Origin of the sequence: Bacillus sp. SORGH_AS_0510 (assembly GCF_030818775.1) — a bacterium.
Taxonomy (GTDB): Bacteria; Bacillota; Bacilli; order Bacillales; family Cytobacillaceae; genus Neobacillus.
This window is the reverse complement of record NZ_JAUTAU010000001.1, coordinates 2,635,089-2,655,980: the sequence shown is the minus strand read 5'-3', so window position 1 is coordinate 2,655,980 and position 20,892 is coordinate 2,635,089. Positions and strand designations below refer to the sequence as shown.

Below are 20,892 nucleotides of genomic sequence, written 5' to 3'. Positions count from 1 at the left end.
AATTATTGAGGTGACTGCTAAGATGATCTTAACAAAAAGAAGACGCGAATTTTTGGATCAAATTTGCCGTCAATATCAAACAACCAAAATTCCTGTCCATTATTCTGAAGTGGCAGAAGCGATTGGTGTAAGTAAATGGACAGCGTACGATGTACTAAAAACCTTAGAAAGCCAAGGTCTTGTAAAAAGAAATTATTCCGCCAATGAAAATGAAACTGGACGTTCAGTTGTCGTATTCTCTCCTACAGAGATGGCAGAATCAATGTTTCAAAGAGAAAGAAGAGAAACATCTGATACTGAGGAATGGGAGACCATTCTTAACCATATGACCGAATTAATTGAAAGTCAGCAAAACCTCCCTCTTATGGAAGCTATTAATCATATTATCATTCGTATGAAGGCAGTCGATGTTAAGCTGGAATTTTGTGCGTACTTCCTAAGTGTTTTAATTTTATATTTAAATAGCTTAGGAAAATCGGTGAAGGGTCTAACGGTCAATATGGTAAATGCCTCACCAGAAGCTAAAGTGCAGCTAACAGTATTTGTTGGCGCAGTTATTGGCATGATTATCCAATCAGTTGGTGATGAATTAAGTCCAGAAATGGTCACATTAGTTCAACAATTCTTCGATAATGTGAATCAATTAAATAGTGTAGAATTACAGTTACTTATTGAATTTATCAAACAAAGTTAACCTGCCCTCCCTCCTCCTTTCTATTCTTTAGTCAGCCAGTACGCTTATGGCTGGCTGACTAATCTATTTATGCCCCTTTCGTTTATTGTAAAAATAATTTTCTTATTCTACTTTATTTATTTTCTGAATATTAATTATATTCATAAGACTCTCTTGACATTTACTTAATAATCACGTTATATATGTTATATACTCGTGTTTTTGGGTTTTTTGGGTGTAGAACCGCTCTCTTTTTGGGTCTTTTGTGTATTCGTGTAATTGCATTTACTTCGTAGATTACTATAAATAGCAAGTCCATTTTTTTGAAAAGCGAGGTAATGCTATGTTTAAAGCTTATTGTAGAGCCTATCAAGGTGTGATGAGAACCACCTCCTACTTTTTACCTTGGAGAGAACCTGAATTGTTAGAGGGAGAAAATAGTATAAAAGAATTACCAAAAAGAATAAAAACACAAAACATTGAAAGCGTTATAATCGTAACCGACCAAGGGATTGTGTCTGTTGGAATAATGAAAGATTTTCTGTTAGGCCTCCGTAATGAAAATATCAATTATGTCGTGTATGACAAAACTGTTCCCAACCCAACAATAGATAATATAGAGGAAGCATTGCAGCTCTACCACTCTAACAATTGTAATGGAATCGTAGCATTTGGCGGTGGTTCTCCAATCGATTGTGCAAAAGGTCTTGCTGCACGGGTGGCAAAACCTAATAAAAGCATCCAGCAGATGAAGGGTGTATTAAAAATTTTGAAAAAGATACCTCCCCTTTTTGCTATTCCTACAACGGCAGGAACTGGCAGTGAAGCTACAATTGCAGCAGTTGTATCAAACAGTGAAACACATGAGAAATATGCCTTAATGGACCCATCACTTCTCCCACATGTAGCCGTGTTAGATCCTATTCTAACTATTAACCTCCCGCCACATATTACTGCAGCAACAGGCATTGATGCTTTGACACATGCGGTTGAAGCTTATATAGGGATAGGGAACACGAAGGAAACAAAGCAGCAGAGTATTAAGGCTGTAAAATTGATTTTTGATAATTTATTTGAAGCCTATTCTAATGGAACAAATATTACAGCACGAAAAAATATGCAAAAAGCCGCCTACTTGGCCGGTTTGGCATTTACAAGAGCATATGTAGGATATGTACATGCAATTGCACATACACTCGGGGGCTTTTATTCTGTCCCACACGGACTAGCAAATGCCATTATTTTGCCTTATGTATTAGAGTATTATGGAGATTCAATCTATCAGCCGCTCTCAGAGCTAGCTGATTTAGTCGGAATTAGCGAACAGGAAGACACCATTGAACAAAAAGCACGTAAATTTATTGATGCCATCAAGGAACTAAACGAGAAATTGGCCATTCCTAAAAAAGTGAGTGGGATTATCGAAAATGACATTTCTGTTATGGTGGAAAGAGCTTTTAAAGAAGCCAATCCCCTCTACCCTGTTCCAAAAATACTTTTCAAAGAAGATTTAAACACACTTTATCGACAAATTAAGGCATAACGTGATCTCGAGGGCTCCTAAAATGTCAATTAAAGCAAGGTGGTTAACGAAATGGAAAACTATAGCACTCTAGTTGCAAAGCAGCAATCTTACTTTCGGTCGGAAATAACAAAAGATCTCGCTTTCCGTCTTGAAGCACTTCAAAAGTTACGAACAGCAATAAAAAACAACGAACAAAACCTAATGGATGCTTTAAAGGCAGACTTAAACAAATCAGAATTCGACGCTTATTCTTCTGAAATCGGATTTGTTCTTGAAGAATTACGTTTTACAATCAAACACTTACGATCATGGATGAAGCCTAAAAGAGTGAAAACACCGCTGACCCATATTGGTTCTGCCAGCTATATATATTCCGAACCATACGGAGTTACGTTAATTATTGCTCCATGGAATTATCCGTTTCAATTAGCGGTTGCACCATTAATCGGCGCAATCGCAGCGGGAAACTGTGCTGTCATTAAACCTTCAGAATTAACACCTAAAACCTCTGAGCTGCTTGGAAAAATAATTAGTGAATTATTCTCAGAAGAATATATTACTGTAGTTCAAGGTGGTGTTCAAACCAGCCATGCATTGCTAGGTGAATCGTTCGATTATATCTTTTTCACCGGCAGTGTCCCAGTTGGTAAGGTGATCATGGAAGCAGCAGCAAAGAATCTGACCCCTGTTACATTAGAACTTGGTGGAAAAAGTCCATGTATCGTACATGAAGATGCAAATATCAAACTGGCTGCAAAACGAATAGCATGGGGAAAATTCACAAATGCAGGCCAGACATGTATTGCACCTGATTACTTGTATATTCATAAAAACATAAAAGATCAATTCCTGCAGCAATTCAGAGAGTCAACTATAGAATTGTATGGGCAGCAGGCGCTAAACAATCCGAATTTTACCCGTATTGTTAGCCAACGGCATTTTGATCGTTTAACCAAATTTTTAAATGATGGAAAACTATTTATGGGTGGAAAAACAAATGAGAATAAACTTACAATTGAACCCACTGTTCTTACGAATATTACTTGGGAAGACCCAATCATGCAAGACGAAATATTTGGACCAATCCTTCCCGTTCTTGAGTACAACAACTTAGATGACGTAATAGAAGGAATACATCGACATCCGAAACCGCTCGCCCTTTATATCTTTACTGAGAATAATAACATTCAACAAGAGGTATTAAACAGTGTTTCTTTCGGAGGCGGATGTGTGAACGATACCGTTTACCACTTTGCTTCTCCTTACCTTCCATTTGGCGGTGTTGGAAATAGCGGAATAGGCGCCTATCACGGGAAAGGTAATTTTGATACGTTTTCCCATAATAAGAGTGTTCTTAAGCAAACGACCCTATTTGATATCCCTTTCCGATATCCAAATGTCAAAAATGGACTTAAAAAAATCAAGTTATTTATGAAATAAAACAACTCGGCCTCTACTAGAGTGCCGAGTTGTTTTATTATTATGATTCACTTACTACCTGCTTCTTCCCTTTTCTCTTTAACTTCATCAAGGTTTCATAAACAATTGGAACGATTAACAGGGTAAGAAGTGTCGAACTTGTTAGGCCTCCGATTACAGTGACTCCAAGACCTTTCGTGATTAATCCACTTCCCTCAATACCAACAGCAAGAGGAATTAGGGCACCGATTGTAGCAATTGCCGTCATCAGGATCGGACGAACACGCGTTCCAGCAGCTTCTATAAGTGCATCTCTTGTGCTCATACCTTCGTTTTCTTTATGAATGACACGGTCAATGAGAACAATTGCATTTGTTACTACGATACCTATTAACATCAATGCGCCAATTAATGCGGACACGCTTAAGGTCTCCCCAGCAATCAGTAATCCTAGCAATCCACCGATAATTGTGAATGGTAAGGAGAACAAAATAGCAAATGGAGCTAATCCGCCACCGAACGTAATGACAAGAACTAAGTAAACAATGGCAATGGCAGCAAGCATTGCAAGACCAAGTTGTTTGAAGGAATCATTAATATCTTCCGTTACACCGCCCATGGATACATCTACATTTGCAGGAATAGTAAGCTTATCAACTTCTTTTTGAACTGCCGATGATACTTTTGCTACGTCTTTTGTTTTAATTTCTGCTGTTACGTTTGTATAAATACGACCATCTCTTCTTTTAATAGTATCTGATGTATTTCCTTCTTTAATTTCAACAACATCTTTTATTGGTACGGTAACTCCAAGTGGTGACGTAAGTGTTTTATCAGTAAGTTCATGAATATCGGAGTAACCCTTCTGTTCTACATCAACATAGACATTCATTTCCTTACCATCTTTTTTAATAGTTGTTAGGACTTGACGTTGCCCATTCCCAGAAAGCTCCATGCCAATTTGGGCTGCAGTCAGACCAAGTTTGCTAAGCTTTTCTTGATTTGCGACTAACGTATATTCATCATACGTAGCAGAAATACCTGTTTTTACGTTGTTAAGTGAGTTATTGTCCTTCATGATCTTTTCAATTCTCTTAACAATTGGCTTAATGTCATCGATCGTATCACCATAAACATTGAGTGCCAGTTGATTACTCGAGCCCATACCAGAAAAGTCCTGTTTACCCCATTCACCTTTATCGTTTCTATCCTTTAGTGCCTTAATAACATTTTCTGTCTCTTTATCAAAATTCTTTGTGTCTTTATCGTAACCAACGAAAAACATAGCAGAATTACTTTCCCCTGGATTCATGGGATTCTCTCCGCCAACTGAAAACTGAATATCTTTTACGTTCTTTCTTTTACTTAGAAATTCATTTGCTTCAGTGGCAATTCGCTCTACTTCCTCGATTGTTTGTCCTGGAGCTGGCTTGTATGTCGCCACAATCATTTTCTGTTCATCTGAAGGTAAAAAGCTCACTCCAATGACAGGAACAAGAAATAAACTTCCCACTAACATCAATATTGCCAAACCAGAAGTGATTAGTTTATGATTTAACGCCCATTTCAAGACCTTTCTATAACTAGATGCTAATTTATTGGGCTTCTCTTCATCGTGTATATGTTTTGAGGTCACACCCTTCTTAAAGAGAGAATGAGCCATCATAGGAACGACGGTTATCGCTACTAATAAGGAAGCGAGTAATGAGAAAACGATTGTTAACGCAAATGGCAAAAACATTTCCCCGATTGGTCCCTTCACTAACCCTAGTGGAAGGAAAACTGCAATGGTAACAATAGTAGAAGACATAATTGGCATAAACATTTCTCTTGTCGCTTCTACAATCAGTTCTTTACCTGTTAACTTTTCATTTTGTAATGACATTCTTCTAAAAATATTTTCAATAACAACGATGGAGTCGTCAATTACGCGACCAATTGCAACGGTCATGGCACCAAGCGTCATCATATTAAGTGTGATGTCCATTTGTTTTAATAGTAATACAGCAATAAGTAGGGATAGCGGAATAGATACTACTGAGATAATTGTAGTTCGGAAGTTTCTTAAGAAAAGCAAAATGATAATCATGGCAAAAATAGCACCAAATATAGCTTTATCCAACATCGTTGAAACAGATTCCTCGATTGGTTTCCCCTGATCAAATATTGGGGTGACCTTTAAACCATCAATCTTTTTCTCTAACTCACTTAGCTGGTCTTTTACCGCGTTAACGACATCGACTGTATTGGCATCCTGCGCACTTACAATTTGTAAGCCAATGGATTCCCTGCCGTTGGTTTTAGATATGGATTCTGCTTTACCCACCACTTCAACCGAAGCGATATCCTTTAATTCAATTGTTGGAATACCAGCCTGTATTGGGGTATTTTGGCCCTGCGTGGATGGTGCCCCAGTTGAGTTTTGCTGTTTCCCTTGTGTAGGGGAGGTATTTCCCGTCATCCCTTGCTGTTGTCCAGCTGAAGATGGAATCACCGGTATTTTTAATGACTTTAACTCTTCAAGAGTCTGGATATTTCCATCAACTACTACTGACTTTTGCGTATCCTTGAAAGTGTACAAGCCGAGTGGAAAAGTAATATCAGAGGCTTTAATTAAATTGCGAATAGTATCTTCCTGTAATCCATATTGTTTTAATTTATCTTGGTCAAATTTTAATTGAACTTCATCGATTTGCTGGCCAGAGATTTGAACCGAACCAACGCCATCAATTCCCTTCAGTTCAGGAACGATCTTCTTTTCTACCGTGTCAGTTAATTCCGCTAATGTTTGCTTTTTATTTGAAATACTTAACGACATGACCGGTATGGATGAAAAGCTTAAACGTGATACTTTTGGTGCTTGCACACCATCTGGTAAAGTAAGATCATTTAGTGCTTCTTTTACTTCATTTTGGGCTTTTTCCATATCTTTATCGAAATTGTATTCAATTTGAATGGAAGAAGCATTTTGAAAAGAAGAAGAACTTACTACTGAAACTCCATCTAAATTCTTCACTCTACTTTCAATAGGTTCTGTTACTTTCTCAGCTACCTGCTGCGGGGTAGCACCTGGATAGACGGTCAGTACAGTAACAAGGGGTGTATTAATATTCGGGATGGTTTCTAGTTTCATGTTCATACCTGAATATAAACCGGCTACAGTCACAATAATGGTCAATAGCCATACAGCAAACTTATTTTTTAATGAAAATTGGATGACTTTCTTCATATGTATCTCCTTTTTGTTTAGTTATTGACAAGTAAAATAATTTCAACTAGCATTTGACTATATCAAACAAAATCAATCTTACTGACCAGACAGTCATAAGTCAAGGAATTAGTACTGCTTCTATATTTATTATGTGGTTTTTATGGAGGGTTTATAGTGAGCGAAAAAGAAAAAATAATCATTGAATCGGGAATGAAACTTTTTGCTTCCAAAGGATACTCCTCTACATCGATTCAGGAGATATCAACAGATAGCGGCATTTCTAAAGGAGCCTTTTATCTACACTTTAAGTCAAAGGATGAGTTATTATTGGCCATCCTAGAATATATTTTTGAGACAGTCCATTCTAACATTCTGAAATTCGAACACTCTGATTTGTCACCACGGGAAAAGTTTTGCAATCAGCTATCCTCCATTTTAGGTACTTTCATGGGGCATAAGGAATTTTTTATCATGCTTTCAAAAGAACAAGCTATCCCAAGAAATGATGAAATTAAAAAGCTGTTATTTAAAAAACATTTCGAGACACATCATCTTTATCGAAATGGATTAGTAAAGGTCTATGGGAAAAATATTGAACCATATTCAACGGATCTTACCATGATATTAGAGGGATTGTTCCATTCGTATATGAGGTTAGTTATTTTTGAACCTGCGGAAATAGAAATAGAAGGTCTTACACAATTCTTAATGCGACGAATGGATAGCATTGTAAAGGACATTACTTACGAAAAACCATTTATATCAGAGGAAAAATTAGAAAAGGTAATGCAAAAGTCCATGGATCTCTTTGGAAGTACAGATATAAGTGAAATCGTACAAAAAATGAGAAATGAATTAAATGAAGTGGAAAATAAGGAGTCACTAGAAATCTCACTTGATGTATTGGAAGAGGAGATGAAGAAAGAGAATCCAAGAAAACCAGTAATAAAAGGTATGCTATCAAACTTTAATGATACAGAAGAATTTAAAGTTTATGTGAAAGTAATCTCCTCGTTTTACAACCTTTAATCAGGTGGGACAAAACCATAAAAATATATGTTATTGACCGATCAGACATTCGCAGTTATAATTTCTGACTGAGAGGTCAGTCTTTTTTCGAATAAAAAAATATAGCTAGAATGGAGAAATTTGATGGAAATACAACAAAAAACGATTAATACTCGGTTAGTCTTAACGGGTCTTATAATTGGTATGTTCTTTAGTGCACTCGAACAAACGATCGTAGGGACGGCTATGCCTACAATTATTGCAGAACTAAATGGATTTAAAATCTTTGCCTGGGTTACCACAGCTTACATGATTACTTCGACAACCATTGTCCCTGTTGTCGGTAAATTATCAGATCTTTATGGCAGACGTTTCCTCTATTTATTAGGTACTATTATCTTCATTATTGGTTCTGGTTTATGTGCGACAGCCACATCTATGGAACAATTAGTCCTTTATAGAGGACTTCAAGGTATTGGCGGCGGGATGATTATGCCTCTTTCACAAACCATTATTGGTGATATTTTCACAGCGGAACAACGTGCTAAATGGCAAGGGATCTTTGGTGGCCTTTTTGGATTAAGTTCTGTTATTGGACCATTTCTAGGGGGACTAATTGTCGACCATATCAGCTGGCACTGGATTTTTCTTATCAATGTTCCGTTTGGATTAATGTCAGCTTTATTCATTTTTGCTGGTCTAAAGCATGAAATGGTTGATAAGAAAGATAAAGTAAGTATTGATTACTTAGGTATCATTACCTTAATACCTGCTATCGTTTTATTACTGCTTGGTCTTACCTTTGGCGGTGATAAATTTGAATGGATCTCTACGAAATCCTACTTAATCTTTGGTGGAAGCCTTGTCCTGTTTATTCTCTTCGGCTTCATTGAGAATAAGGCAGAGGAACCAATTCTTGACCTATCTTTATTTAAAAATCGGATTTTCGCCACAATGAATGGTCTTGGATTCTTGTTAGGTCTAGGTATGTTTGGCGCTATCATGTTCGTCCCAATGTTTATGCAGGGGATTTTAGGCGTTTCTCCAACACAAGCAGGTTCCACTATGACACCTATGATGATTGCAATGATTGCTGCAAGTATTGTCGGTGGACAATTGTTGCTAAGATTCACGTTCCGTACAGTACTAACAGCAGGTATGTTACTAGCTTCTGCAGGCTTCTTTCTAATGAGTACAATGGGACTTAATTCAAGCGAGTTCACAGCCTATGCGTATATGGTAGTTTTAGGCTTAGGTATGGGTCTCGTTATGCCAACATTAATGATTGCTATTCAGAATGAATTTCCTAAGTCACAGCTTGGAACGGTTACCTCAGCCTCCACCTTCTTCCGTTCTATAGGTGGTACAATTGGTATTACCATCTTGAATTCTGTCATGAACCATTCACTAGGAACAAAGATGGTTGAATCAGCCGAACACGCCAATAATCCAATCGCACAGGCTGCTTTAAATAAGCTTTCTGAAAAAACAGATGTACTGTTCGGATTACTAATTAATCCAAGTCTTTTACAATTACCAAGTGATATTCAAAAAATTGTTATTCATGGAATTGAAACTGCATGGTCAGAATCCTTTACCACTGTATTCTTAACAGGTCTCATTTTTATTGCCCTTGGTATACTCGTTGCATTATCTGTAGGTAAGGGTCGGATAAAAAAAGATAAAGAATTGTTAAGTGAAAAGGAAAAGCAAGCAGGATTTCAAGGCAATGGAGCAACTGAATCTTAAATAAAAAAAGAAAAAGAAAACTTCAGCAATCTTGCTGAGGTTTTCTTTTTCTTTACATTTCAAATTCCCACTCCTCTTTAAGGATAAGATAAAGTGAGAGAATTATATTCTCTAATTCCTCCTCAGATTTCTCTTCGGTTTCAAATTTGATTTTACCTGATAAAATTTCTACTATCTTTTTGGTAAACTCACGTCTATCCTCTAATGATAATTGCGGGAAACGTTGGGCATATGTTTTGACTAGTTTCCATTCCTTCATCCCTAGAGATTTCAATGTCCAATCATCCATGAAGAGATCATTTACTGTTATACCTCTGGCTCGTATTTCTCTCTCAATGGCTGAAAGCTTTTTATTTCGTTTTGATTTCCTCTCATGAACAACCATGGTTCCAGCTACAAGATCTCCAAGTCTTTTATGAGCGGGATGAAAAAAGATCATGATAATCCCTAGAAAATAACTGGCAGGCAATGAGTCAACTATCCGCATGAGGTTACGAATAAAGCTTGAGAGCAAGGTAATACTGTGGCCATTATCTTGAATCACTCGTATTCCTACAATTTTCTTACCAATCGTTCTTCCACCAGAAAAAAATTCAAAAGCAAAAAAATAGCCCCAATTGAGGATAAACAAAAGTAGGATCGCAATCGCAATAGGAAGTGTATTCTCAAGCATAAAAAGCGGCGTGGAATCTAATCCTCTCATGACCAAAAAGAGAATAACTAAAATAATGGCATTACCAATCATTAATAACAATTGATCAATAATAAAGGCGGCTGCCCTGCTTCCTAACCCAGCAAGCTGAAACTGAAGTGATACGTATTCGGGTGTTTTTATATCTAAATGATCTTGATTCAACGGAGTCCCTCATCTCAGTGTAGAATTTCTTAATATCTGTTTCAATTTACTAACAAAATTACTATAATTAGGAGAATAAGAAAGAATAATATAACTATTTTTTAAAGCCAAACCAAGAAGGTGTCAAAATTATGAATGTTAAGCAGTTTGTTAAAAAGCATCGTGAGGAATGGAATCAGCTTGAGCAATTGGTCACCACGATCAATAAAAGCAGAAACAGAATAACGGGTGATATGATTACCCAATTTTATAGACTACACCAAAAAGCAGCCCAAAATCTTTCCTATAGCCAAACATACTTTCCAAATGATGAAGTAACCTTTTACCTAAATGGACTCGTAGCAAAATCTCATAATCTTATGTATAAGGACCAAGTATCGAGCTTTAAGCAAATTCGATATTTTTTCGGCACCAAGTTTATTGGTCTATTAGTAGAACAATGGAAGTTTGTTCTTGCTGCTATGATTCTGTTTATGATAGGCGCCATTGGTAGTTTTCTATCAGTTATCAATGATCCATTACATATTTATTCGATTCTTCCTCCTGAAATTGCCCAAGGAGTTGATCCAGAACAGCTTGGAAAGGGACATAGTGCGGTCGATTCCTCGCTTATGTCAGCAAGTATTATGACGAATAATATTAAGGTAGCCATTTTAGCTTTCGCAGGGGGAATCACATTTGGACTGTTGACTGTTTATTTACTTGTCTATAATGGTATTATCATCGGATCGCTAGCTGCCCTGTTTTGGCATCACAATAAATCTTATGATTTTTGGGCTTACATTGTCCCACATGGAATGATCGAGCTTACAGCCATATTTATTGCTGGTGGGGCAGGACTGTTAATGGGCTATAAGCTCTTTGTTCCAGGACATTTTTCTAGAGCCTTTCAACTTAAGCAACAAGCGAAACGTTCCGTTCAACTACTGTTAGGGACAATTCCTTTATTTGTGATTGCAGGAATCATCGAAGGTTTTATCACGCCTGCAGCTATTTCATTAGAAGCAAAGTATATCGTAGCTTTCTTAACAGTAATCGGCTTACTTCTTTATGTTCTTATTGGTAATCTATTGCATGTCAAAAATCAGCCTACAAAAGGTTTTGATTCATAATATCAATATAATGAGATACAGCTGTAATCGCTAATTTTTCTTCAGGGGCCTCAATCATTTGCAGGCCCTGTTTTTCCCACTTGATTTTCTCACGTTTTTTAAAAAGTAACTGCTGCTGTGCGATACTCTTTACCATTGCAGACCTAACATCACTTGGTTCCTCACTCCTTCTTTTTAAAAGAGTTTCATCCTCAATACCAATCATCAAAAACAAGTGGCGTTGTCTAAGACGCTTTAAGTACGTGAGAGCTCCCTCTTCATGAAGAAAGGTTCGAACATCACTAAAAAGAAGAAGGAGACTCCTTTTCTTTTGTACAGACTCTAAGTACTGAAGGACTGCGCCGTAGTTCGATTCAGACGCATCGACTTTCACATCATAAATGGCCTTTAGAATGGCCTGTAAATGAGCCATTCCCTTAGCAGGAGGAACAAATACCTTTATTTCCTTTGAAAAAGCTAAAACAGAAACATAATCCCCTTTTTGTAAGGCTGCAGCTATAACTGTTATTGCTGCTTCTAATGATTTTTCCAGTCGATTCCCTTTCTTTAGTTCTGCACCCATCATGCGTCCACAATCAATTAAAATAGTAATGTATTTACCATGCTCAGGTTCATACTCATTGGTCATGACTTCTTGAAGTTTCGCAGTTTGACGCCAATTAATTTTTCGAGGGTCATCACCAACTACATAATTTCTAATTTTCGAAAAGTCCCCCACACCACTTCTATGTTTTCGTATATGTAAGCCTTCATTTACCAAATACCTTTGAGCATTGGCTAAATATTGCTTTGTCTCCGTTAAATCAGGAATCACTTTTACGGAATCTTCAATCACTAGCGTAACTTGTTTTTCCCATAATCCTAGAAAGCTTGTATAGCGGAAATAAAGTTTAGTGATGTCGTATTTCCCTCTGATTTTAGGAATTGTTTCATATGTTATCTTTACTGTCGTATTGCTTGGAATGTCACCAAAGATTGGAAAAGACGTGGAAAAAGACTGTGGCAATCCATCAATCATTCGATAAGATAATAAGCGGTTTGATAGATTGGTTACTCCCACGTCTACATGACAGTTTAAACCTCTTTCCATTTCACTAGGAATGGATCGTTTGATGCTAATTTGATTATTTTTCGGAGATAAAAGCAAATCCACCAAACTTGCTAAAAATAATACAACATCGATTAAAACGAGATACATCCACGATACTCCCCATATTGTTCCAATTACAAAAAGAATTGATAGAGTCAAGAAAACTAACATTAATCGTTTTGTAGGCAGAATCCCTCTATCTAGGAACAGAAACCGACCCCACAAGCTCTTCAATGATTTGGTCAACGGTTGCTCCCTCCAATTCCACATGAGGAGATAACTGAATTCGGTGTCTTAAAGCTGGTTTAGCAACCATTTTAATATCATCCGGGGTTACATAATTACGACCATGGATGTATGCCCATGCTTGTGCTGCTTTCCCGATGGAGATTCCCGCTCTAGTACTTGCTCCAAAGCGGATTGCTTCTGATTCACGCGATCTCCGAACAATCTGCATAATATAATCCAAAACACCTTCTCCCAGTTTGACACGTTCAATTTCCTGTCTAATTGTTAAAAACGAATTTAAATCTAGGATGGAAGTCGCATTTTGCTGCATAAACTGGTTTTCAATTACTTGTAGCAATACCTTCTTTTCCTCCTCGAATGAAGGGAAATTTATTTGCAATTTAAAAAGGAATCGGTCTTGCTGTGCTTCAGGAAGTGGATATGTACCTTCAAATTCTATTGGGTTTTGTGTCGCTACAACAAAAAATACGTCTGGAAGCAGGTAGGTCTCTCCTTGGATTGTAACCTGTTTTTCCTCCATCGCCTCTAAAAGAGCAGCTTGTGTCTTAGCTGGAGTCCGATTAATTTCATCTGCTAGGAGTATGTTTGTGAAAATAGGCCCCTTTAGTGTTTGAAAGGAACTCTCCTTCATATTGTATATGGTGCTTCCAGTAATATCGCTTGGTAATAGATCAGGCGTAAATTGGATCCGACTAAAGTCTCCTCCAAGAAGGGTAGCCAGTGTTCTCACCATTTGCGTTTTTCCGGTACCCGGAACACCCTCAAGCAAGACATGTCCTCCAGCTAAAACTGCTGATAATAAGAGCCTAAGATTTAGGCTTTGTCCTAATATACGATCCTCATATTTTTCTAAGAAGGAAGTTAATTCTGTTTTCATCCTTCATCCACCTCTTTCCTTAATCGCTCAAGCTTTCTAGACCATAGCAAGTATTCCTGCTTACTAATCTTTTCTTTTACAAGTAAACTCTCTAAACCATTTAAGAAAGAATGAATCTCACTCCTGCTCATTTGCTTCCATTTCTTCTCCAAGACACCCATGGAATCCTTCCATTCCTTACTATAAGGAATGTGCCAATGTTCCTGTAGCATTTGTTTCACGTAGTCCGCCTGAATTTTAATAGAATCTTGGTATCTTTTTCCACGGATATACCAAGCTGTTAACGCCAGGATTCCTTCGTCACTAAAACGAATCGATTCTTCTCTCGGGCTAAATAATGGTCCAAATCGTTTCCCTTTATACCAAAGCCATAAAAGGATTAAAAGAAGCCCCTGGAAAAGAAGCAGTAAAAACCACTTCGGGTATACCATGAACTGAGCAAAATTACTCTTCCCCGTATGAAGAAATTCATCAATTATAATGCTTTCTGGTTTAGCTTCATTTACGAGTTTTAAAATTAGTGGCAAATGATCATGGACTAAAAGCTTGTCGTTTGTGATCCAATCAGGAGAAATAGCCACTATAAGCTGTCCTTTCCCATAATTTCGTTTTATGGCTACAGTACCAGCGGCATCCTTCAATAATATTTGATCATTATCTGTGGGAATAAAACGGATAGCAGAGTTAATCTCAGCCCTATAGGAGACTTGATTTTGGTCCTTAACTTCCATAACATCCTTATCGGTGGCAGGGGAGTCTTCATATGGACCTGTTTTTAAATCAAACATTCCCATAGGATTGTTTTTTAATAGCAATATGGTATTACCAGCCTTCATAAAATCAATAAAAGCTTGCGTTTCCTTTTGATCAGGAGTAAAAAAAGGTTCCACAATGACAAGGAGTTGATTTTGGTCTTCTTTTGTAAGTATGTCAGGAGAATAGGACCACACTTTCCCATCCAATTCATGTTTCATATATGTATAAAATGCTTTAACTCCAGAAGGGGCAGGAGAGTCAGTAACATAACTTGGATAGCTCTTCGGCTTTTGCGAATAGATGAAAAAACTTATGAGAATAAATACGAAGAGTAAAACAAGTAGCCAAATCCATGAACGAGTTGAAGATTGAAGTTTTTTCAAGTGATCTCTACCCCCCTCTCACCAAGGTGAATAACTTCCTGGTCTGCCAGCCATTGGTTCACTTCTATCGAAAACTTTTTATATTCCTCGCTATTCACATGTCTCTCTCCATAGCTAACCTCATCAAAAAAAGCCGCAAGATGAAAAAATTGTTCCGCTCGTTGTTGATGAACTCTACGGAGTTCTTCATAATACTCCCAATTTGTTTTCCATATCCTTGCCTCTAGCCATTCTTTTTCATGAAGAAATAAAAGTAAGGCTAAAAATACATGACGGGTTGCTAGCGAATATTCTCCAGCTTCTTCCAGTTTTTTTGCCTCTAATAAATGTTTTGGATACGTCCAATTCATTTCCTTTCGTGATTGTAACGGCTTTTTTCCCCTAAACAGTCGGCTACGTCTGCTGGTTCGTACCATAAGAAAAGCAAAAATGAAAAAAAATAAGACTACCAAAGTGATTATAGCAATAAGAACTGGCCCTGAGGCGTTGCTAGCTGATTCCATGGAAGGAAAAAGCTTAGACAATTGGTTTGCAACCCATTCCTTTGCTTTTTCCCACCATGTTTCAAGAAACCCTTTAGAACCGTTTTCGTAGACTTTATATTCTTTATGATTTAGTATTTCTTCCAGTGTATGTCGTGCTTTGCTTGGATCAAGCATTTTCATCACCTAGCTTACTTAAGTATTTACTTTACCAGGTCATAATTATCTATCATGTCTCTTAAATCATCCGCATCATTTCTAAGCTTCAAATCTAAATACATAACACCATAACCAACTGAAAAAATCATTGTTGTAAATAAGGTAGCTATGTTTGAAATAATAGACAAAAGAACACTGTTACCTAAAAAGATTCCAAACGTCATTTGAACAGCGAAACTTATACTTGAAATAATTAAATAAAATACAAGGTATAGTCCCACTAATACCCATGTCCTCTTTCTAGTAAGTCTCCAGCTTCTTCCCATACCAGGTGATTTTTTATCTAAAACTACTGAACCAAAATAAAAACTCCATCGTGTCAGTAAAAGGCCTACAACAACTGCAAATCCCAAGAATAATAGGATGGCTCCTAGGATAGCCAATACCGGATGATTATCAATGCCAAAAACCACTGTTAAAGTAATTAATAATATAGGTATTAAAATAATCGCAAACACGATTAAACCAAATAAAAAACTGCTTCCTATCATTGGCCAAAATCTTGAAAAGGCTTGTTTAATGACTGAACCAACAGTATATTCTTCCTTTCTACGTACATGGTCGATAGCTAGTAGGATCGCTGCTTCAGCAACAGGACCTAAGATGAGACTAAAGAGGCCTACTAATACCACTCCGATGTCTGCCCCTAGGCTACTAGAGTCAAATGTACCTGATTCTTCAAAACTAGAAAGCATTTGTTCATACCATACATTACCCGTTCCAACCTCTCTAAAAAAACTGGTACCGGAAACGAGCTGAATAATAGCTTGCAGCAAATATACAGGGCCCATCAGGAATAATAAAATACGGAAAAAATCTTTAAAATGACTTTTACTTAAGATGAAAGTATGGTCAAGAATTTCACCAAATCCTTTTGGCTTACTAAACTTCGTATCCATGTATAACCTCCTTTTTTAATTGGTAAATATGGATTTATTTACCGTTCTATTTTAACATTATTCTAATAAACTATAAGTCTTTTTTATTTATTTTTTGCCACCTGGTCTTTATTCTCGTAGACTAACCAATCTGAACCATTAATTTTATTTGAAGCATCGATGATTTTGTTCTTAACTCGGTCATGCTCTGCCCCTGTTAAGAGCGTAGGCTGATAGTTATTCCTTGAAGAAACTGATGAAATGGAAAACGGCACGACGTTAATTTCCTTTTGATCAGTTAGTACTCCATTTTTCAAATGAAATGTTTGTTGGAAAACAAATGTATCTTTATCTCTTGGATTTCTATTCCCTCCAAACATGAAATTACCAAGACTATAGACAATAAACTTCCCTTTGTATTCTTCTATCCCTTGGACAACATGTGGGTGATGCCCCAATACTAAATCGGCTCCACTATCAATTGTAAAATGAGCTAATGTTTTTTGAGAACCTTCTGGTACGTAATGCCCCTCATTGCCCCAGTGATAATGGACAAGAATAATCTGTGCCCCTTGACTTCTAAGATTTTTAATATCCTGAGCTGTTCGATTACGGACTTCAGCTGTATCATTCCATCCTTCATACCCTAAGGCACCAATTTTCACACCTTTCACTGTGGTGATAAACTGATGGTCATAGCCAAAATATCCAATTTGTTGATTTTCCAGTGTACTTATAGTATCAGCATACCCTTTCTCTAGATAATCATGGATATGATTGTTTGCGAGGTTGACAGCCTCAATACCCCCGAGCTTTAAAATTTGAGCGTAGGTTGGATCTCCTTTAAATCGGAAGGTCTTTTGTGCCTTTTGGGTAGCATTTGTTAAGGTTGTTTCCAAGTTAACAGTCGTGAAATCATCGTTCTTAAAAATATCATTTAATCCTTTGACAAAATAGGGAAGGCCGTTAGCTGTAGCTGTTTTAACAAAGGAATCGCTGTACTTAAAGGTTTCATCCGTTCCAAGCGTAAAATCACCGGCTGCGCTAATTTTTATGCTTGTTTCTGTAACAGGTTCCGGAACGGTAGTTTGTGTTTCTCCCTTCCTAACATCCTGTTTGGTTTCTTGTTTTGTTGTAGTTTTTATGACCTGCTCCTTATGTAATCCATCATTTTTTTCTGCTTTAGTTGAGGCTTTTTCTGATTTTAACCCGAAGGTTAAATATATGCCTCCCGCTATAAGTAGAATTAATACAATCAGTGTAAGAATGTTGCGGCTGCTTCTTGTCCTTGGCATCCGATGCCGCTGAAATCTGCTTTGTGGCACTTTTCTATCTGTTTTTTTGTCCATAAATGCAATTAACCCCTTTTATTTTTTCTAACATTCTTAATTCTATAACAAATTCTTACAATACACTATTAAAAAAAAACCGTGAACCCATCCATTAGGATAAATTCCGGTTTTTTTAGTGAGTTCCTAGAGTTTGGAAAACTCCTCCACTAACTCTTCGAATTTCTTTAGTGTATTTTCAATTGGATTAGGTGTCGTTAAATCAACACCTGTCTTCTTTAATAACTCTAATGGATAATCGGAACTACCACTCTTTAAGAATTCTAAATAGGCATGGAGTGTATCTTGATCACCTTCAAGAATCTTCGTTGCCAAATGAATGGCAGATGCGAACCCGGTTGCATATTTGTAAACATAAAACGGTCGATAAAAATGCGGAATTCTAGACCAGCCAAATTTCACTTCGTCATCAAAGACTATTTCGTCACCATTGTATTCTCTAAACAATTTTTCGTAGGTTTGATTAAATACTTCTACATTTAATGGAATCCCTTTTTCTGACAGCTCATGAGTTATTAATTCAAATTCCGCAAACATCACTTGAGTAAAAAAAGTACCCTTGAATTGATCGATAAAATGATTGAGCAAATGGTTGCGAACGTCATTATCCTTCTCTTGATTTAGTAAATAATTGATTAAAAGTACTTCATTAACTGTTGATGCAACCTCAGCAACAAAAATACTATACCTAGCTGTTATTTGGGGCTGATGCTCGGAACTTAGTCTGCTGTGTACACCGTGACCACATTCATGAACTAAGGTAAATAAACTGTCCAAATCATCCTGATGATTTAAAAGAATGAACGGATGCACCCCATAAACTCCTAAATTGTAAGCTCCTGAACGTTTACCTGGAGTTTCCCTTACATCAATATAACAATGATCCTTAAACTCCTTAAGAATTTCGATGTATTCCTGCCCCAATGGAGCCAGTGCTTTACACATGGTTTCATAAGCTTCCTCGTATGAAATCTCTTGCTTTACACCACTTACGAGGGGCACACTCATATCATATTGCCGAATTTCCTGTAACTTCAACTTATCCTTTCGAATGCAAGTATATCGATGAAGTGGAGCAATATTCTTTTTCGTCGTTTGAATTAGATTCTCATATACTTCCCTCGGAACTTTGTCTCCAAAAAGGGCTTTTTCAAGTGCAGATGGATACTGACGAATTTTAGCTAAAGTAACATTATTTTTAATGGCTCCAGATAACGTGGAAGCAATAGAGTTTCTTAATTGCAAGTAGGGCCTGTAATAGGCTTTATAAGCTTCTTTACGTTTGTCACGATTTTCATCCTCTATCAGCTTCGCATACATCCCTCTGGTTAACTCCACCCCTTCCCCTTGGTCATTTGTCACTTCACCAAACTTAATATCAGCGTTGTTAATCATGCCGAAAGTATGACTAGGAACAGACAAGGCTTCACCTAATTGCGATATGAGTTCTTCCTTCTCCTTACTAAGGACATGTTTTTTATAGCGAAAGGACTCCCATAAATCCTCAGCAAAATAATCGAGTTTCTCTTCTTCATCGATGAACCTTTTTAAAGTTGGCTCATCTAAACTTAACAAATAAGGCATAAAGAAAGAGGTGGAGGAACTAACCTTAACACTTAGCTGTTTTGCACGCTCTAATAGAGATTGGGCATGTGTTTCTCTAGTGTTTTCATCCACTAATAACATGGCATAGGCATATACCTTATTTAAATGAAACGATAAGACTTCTCTTTGCTGAAGATACTGATACAAACTGGAGCCATTTTGAATCTTTTCGTCGTATCCTTTTAATTGTACCGCTAGTTTTTCAATTAATTGATAATCATCTTCCCATTTACTTATACTTGTATAAATATCGGCTAAATTCCATTTTTCATATACAGGTACTTCGTTGCGGTTTGTATAAGTTGGCAACTAAAACTCCCCCTCGAAAATCATTTTCACAATTATATACCATATCTATCTAATTATCCCATTTTTTGCTGAACTTTTCGAAAACAAAAAGCAGGCCAAATATTTGACCTGCTTCCAAAATTTATTTACGACTTAAGTGCCATTAATCTTTCATTTACTTCTTCTTCGCTTAATCCATGCTGAGCAACATAACGGTTCCTTGGGTGCACTCTGCATTCATGTGAACAGCTACGTAAATGTTTGTGCTCGTTTTCTTCAGAACATAAAATCTTTCTGTTACACTCTGGATTTGCACAGTTAACATAGCGTTCACACGGCTCTCCAGTGTAGTAATCTTTCCCTACCACTACATGTTCTTTTTGATTAACTGGGACACTAATCCGCTCATCAAACACATATAGTTGTCCATCCCATAGGTCACCTTGTACCTCAGGGTCTTTACCATAAGTTACGATCCCGCCATCAAGCTGTGACACGTCTTCAAATCCTTCTTGTAGCATCCATCCTGAGAATTTTTCACAACGAATCCCGCCAGTACAATAAGTAAGGATTTTTTTTCCTTCAAACAGATCCTTATTCTCTCGAATCCATTGTGGTAAATCACGGAAGTTTAAGATATCTGGTCTTACCGCACCACGGAAATGCCCTAGATCATATTCGTAGTCATTTCTGGCATCGATAACCACTGTATCTTCTTTTTGCATTTGTTCAAAAAATTCCTTTGGCTTCAAATGCTTGCCAGTTAGTACATTGGGATTGATATCATCCTCTAAACGTAATGTTACTAATTCAGATCTATAACGGACTTTCATCTTTTTGAATGCATGTTCCGATGCTTCGTCAATTTTGAAAATTGTCCCAGAGAACAGAGGGTGCGCCTCCATGTATTGCATATAGGCATCGGTCTGTTCAATCGTTCCTGAAACCGTTCCGTTTATTCCTTCTGCAGCAATAATAATCCGGCCTTTTAAGCCTAAATCATTACAGAATTGACGATGTTCATTCGCCGTTTCTTCAGCATTCTCTATTTGAACATATTTATAATATAATAACACTCTATATTCCTGACTCATGTTTACCACCTTGCACTTTCTTATAAATAAACGTATCTCAAAATACGTATAGATAACATTAACCTTATT

General features: G+C 37.1%; 16 protein-coding genes. 6 read left to right on the top strand and 10 right to left on the bottom strand.

Annotated elements, in window-relative coordinates:
• The first annotated feature begins 22 nt into the window (after positions 1 to 22).
• From QE429_RS13695 to QE429_RS13685, 3 genes are all read left to right on the top strand, one after another.
• Complete coding sequence (locus QE429_RS13695; protein ID WP_307287653.1) at positions 23 to 694, top strand: helix-turn-helix domain-containing protein; 672 nt, start codon at positions 23 to 25, stop codon at positions 692 to 694.
• Between the two features lie 322 nt (positions 695 to 1,016).
• Positions 1,017 to 2,216 (top strand): iron-containing alcohol dehydrogenase, encoded by a 1,200-nt coding sequence (locus tag QE429_RS13690; protein WP_307287651.1) that lies wholly within the window; start codon positions 1,017 to 1,019, stop codon positions 2,214 to 2,216.
• A 51-nt stretch (positions 2,217 to 2,267) separates the two neighbouring features.
• On the top strand, positions 2,268 to 3,638 hold the full coding sequence (locus QE429_RS13685; RefSeq protein WP_307287649.1) for an aldehyde dehydrogenase: 1,371 nt from the start codon (positions 2,268 to 2,270) through the stop codon (positions 3,636 to 3,638).
• 40 nt (positions 3,639 to 3,678) lie between these two features.
• Here QE429_RS13685 and QE429_RS13680 read toward each other — a convergent pair whose 3' ends face one another.
• Entirely contained in the window at positions 3,679 to 6,846 is a 3,168-nt protein-coding gene (locus QE429_RS13680; RefSeq protein WP_307287647.1) for an efflux RND transporter permease subunit, read from the bottom strand.
• Positions 6,847 to 7,002: 156 nt separating this feature from the next.
• Between QE429_RS13680 and QE429_RS13675 the strand changes: the two genes are divergently transcribed.
• Positions 7,003 to 7,857, top strand: a complete 855-nt coding sequence (locus QE429_RS13675; protein WP_307287644.1) for a TetR/AcrR family transcriptional regulator — start codon at positions 7,003 to 7,005, stop codon at positions 7,855 to 7,857.
• 123 nt (positions 7,858 to 7,980) lie between these two features.
• Complete coding sequence (locus tag QE429_RS13670) at positions 7,981 to 9,585, top strand: MDR family MFS transporter (protein WP_307287643.1); 1,605 nt, start codon at positions 7,981 to 7,983, stop codon at positions 9,583 to 9,585.
• A gap of 52 nt (positions 9,586 to 9,637) precedes the next feature.
• On the opposite strand, the gene QE429_RS13665 is transcribed toward QE429_RS13670, so the two are convergent.
• Positions 9,638 to 10,441, bottom strand: coding sequence for an RDD family protein (locus QE429_RS13665; protein ID WP_307287641.1), 804 nt, complete (start codon positions 10,439 to 10,441; stop codon positions 9,638 to 9,640).
• Positions 10,442 to 10,572: 131 nt separating this feature from the next.
• On the opposite strand from QE429_RS13665, the gene QE429_RS13660 reads away from it, so the two are divergent.
• Positions 10,573 to 11,553 (top strand): stage II sporulation protein M, encoded by a 981-nt coding sequence (locus QE429_RS13660; protein ID WP_307287639.1) that lies wholly within the window; start codon positions 10,573 to 10,575, stop codon positions 11,551 to 11,553.
• Here QE429_RS13660 and QE429_RS13655 read toward each other — a convergent pair.
• The 8 genes from QE429_RS13655 to trhO all read right to left on the bottom strand — a co-directional run bounded on the left by QE429_RS13655 (position 11,531) and on the right by trhO (position 20,823).
• Positions 11,531 to 12,751: a DUF58 domain-containing protein gene (locus tag QE429_RS13655; RefSeq protein ID WP_307287637.1), complete on the bottom strand. Its 1,221-nt coding sequence runs from the start codon at positions 12,749 to 12,751 to the stop codon at positions 11,531 to 11,533. The genes QE429_RS13660 and QE429_RS13655 overlap by 23 nt on opposite strands.
• Positions 12,752 to 12,839: 88 nt before the next feature.
• Positions 12,840 to 13,769, bottom strand: a complete 930-nt coding sequence (locus QE429_RS13650; RefSeq protein ID WP_307287635.1) for an AAA family ATPase — start codon at positions 13,767 to 13,769, stop codon at positions 12,840 to 12,842.
• A complete protein-coding gene (locus QE429_RS13645) occupies positions 13,766 to 14,908 on the bottom strand; it encodes a DUF4350 domain-containing protein (protein WP_307287634.1) in 1,143 nt (380 codons plus the stop codon). Before QE429_RS13645 ends, QE429_RS13650 begins: the two co-directional genes overlap by 4 nt.
• A complete protein-coding gene (locus QE429_RS13640; RefSeq protein WP_307287632.1) occupies positions 14,905 to 15,567 on the bottom strand; it encodes a DUF4129 domain-containing protein in 663 nt (220 codons plus the stop codon). Before QE429_RS13640 ends, QE429_RS13645 begins: the two co-directional genes overlap by 4 nt.
• Before the next feature lie 26 nt (positions 15,568 to 15,593).
• The gene (locus tag QE429_RS13635) at positions 15,594 to 16,508 is read right to left on the bottom strand and encodes a hypothetical protein (RefSeq protein WP_307287631.1); all 915 of its coding nucleotides are present in this window, start codon (positions 16,506 to 16,508) and stop codon (positions 15,594 to 15,596) included.
• Between the two features lie 83 nt (positions 16,509 to 16,591).
• Positions 16,592 to 17,836 (bottom strand): CapA family protein, encoded by a 1,245-nt coding sequence (locus QE429_RS13630; RefSeq protein ID WP_307287630.1) that lies wholly within the window; start codon positions 17,834 to 17,836, stop codon positions 16,592 to 16,594.
• A 126-nt stretch (positions 17,837 to 17,962) separates the two neighbouring features.
• Positions 17,963 to 19,750 (bottom strand): oligoendopeptidase F, encoded by a 1,788-nt coding sequence (gene pepF / locus QE429_RS13625; protein ID WP_307287628.1) that lies wholly within the window; start codon positions 19,748 to 19,750, stop codon positions 17,963 to 17,965.
• A 125-nt stretch (positions 19,751 to 19,875) separates the two neighbouring features.
• Positions 19,876 to 20,823, bottom strand: coding sequence for an oxygen-dependent tRNA uridine(34) hydroxylase TrhO (trhO, locus tag QE429_RS13620; RefSeq protein WP_307287626.1), 948 nt, complete (start codon positions 20,821 to 20,823; stop codon positions 19,876 to 19,878).
• Positions 20,824 to 20,892 lie beyond the last annotated feature (69 nt).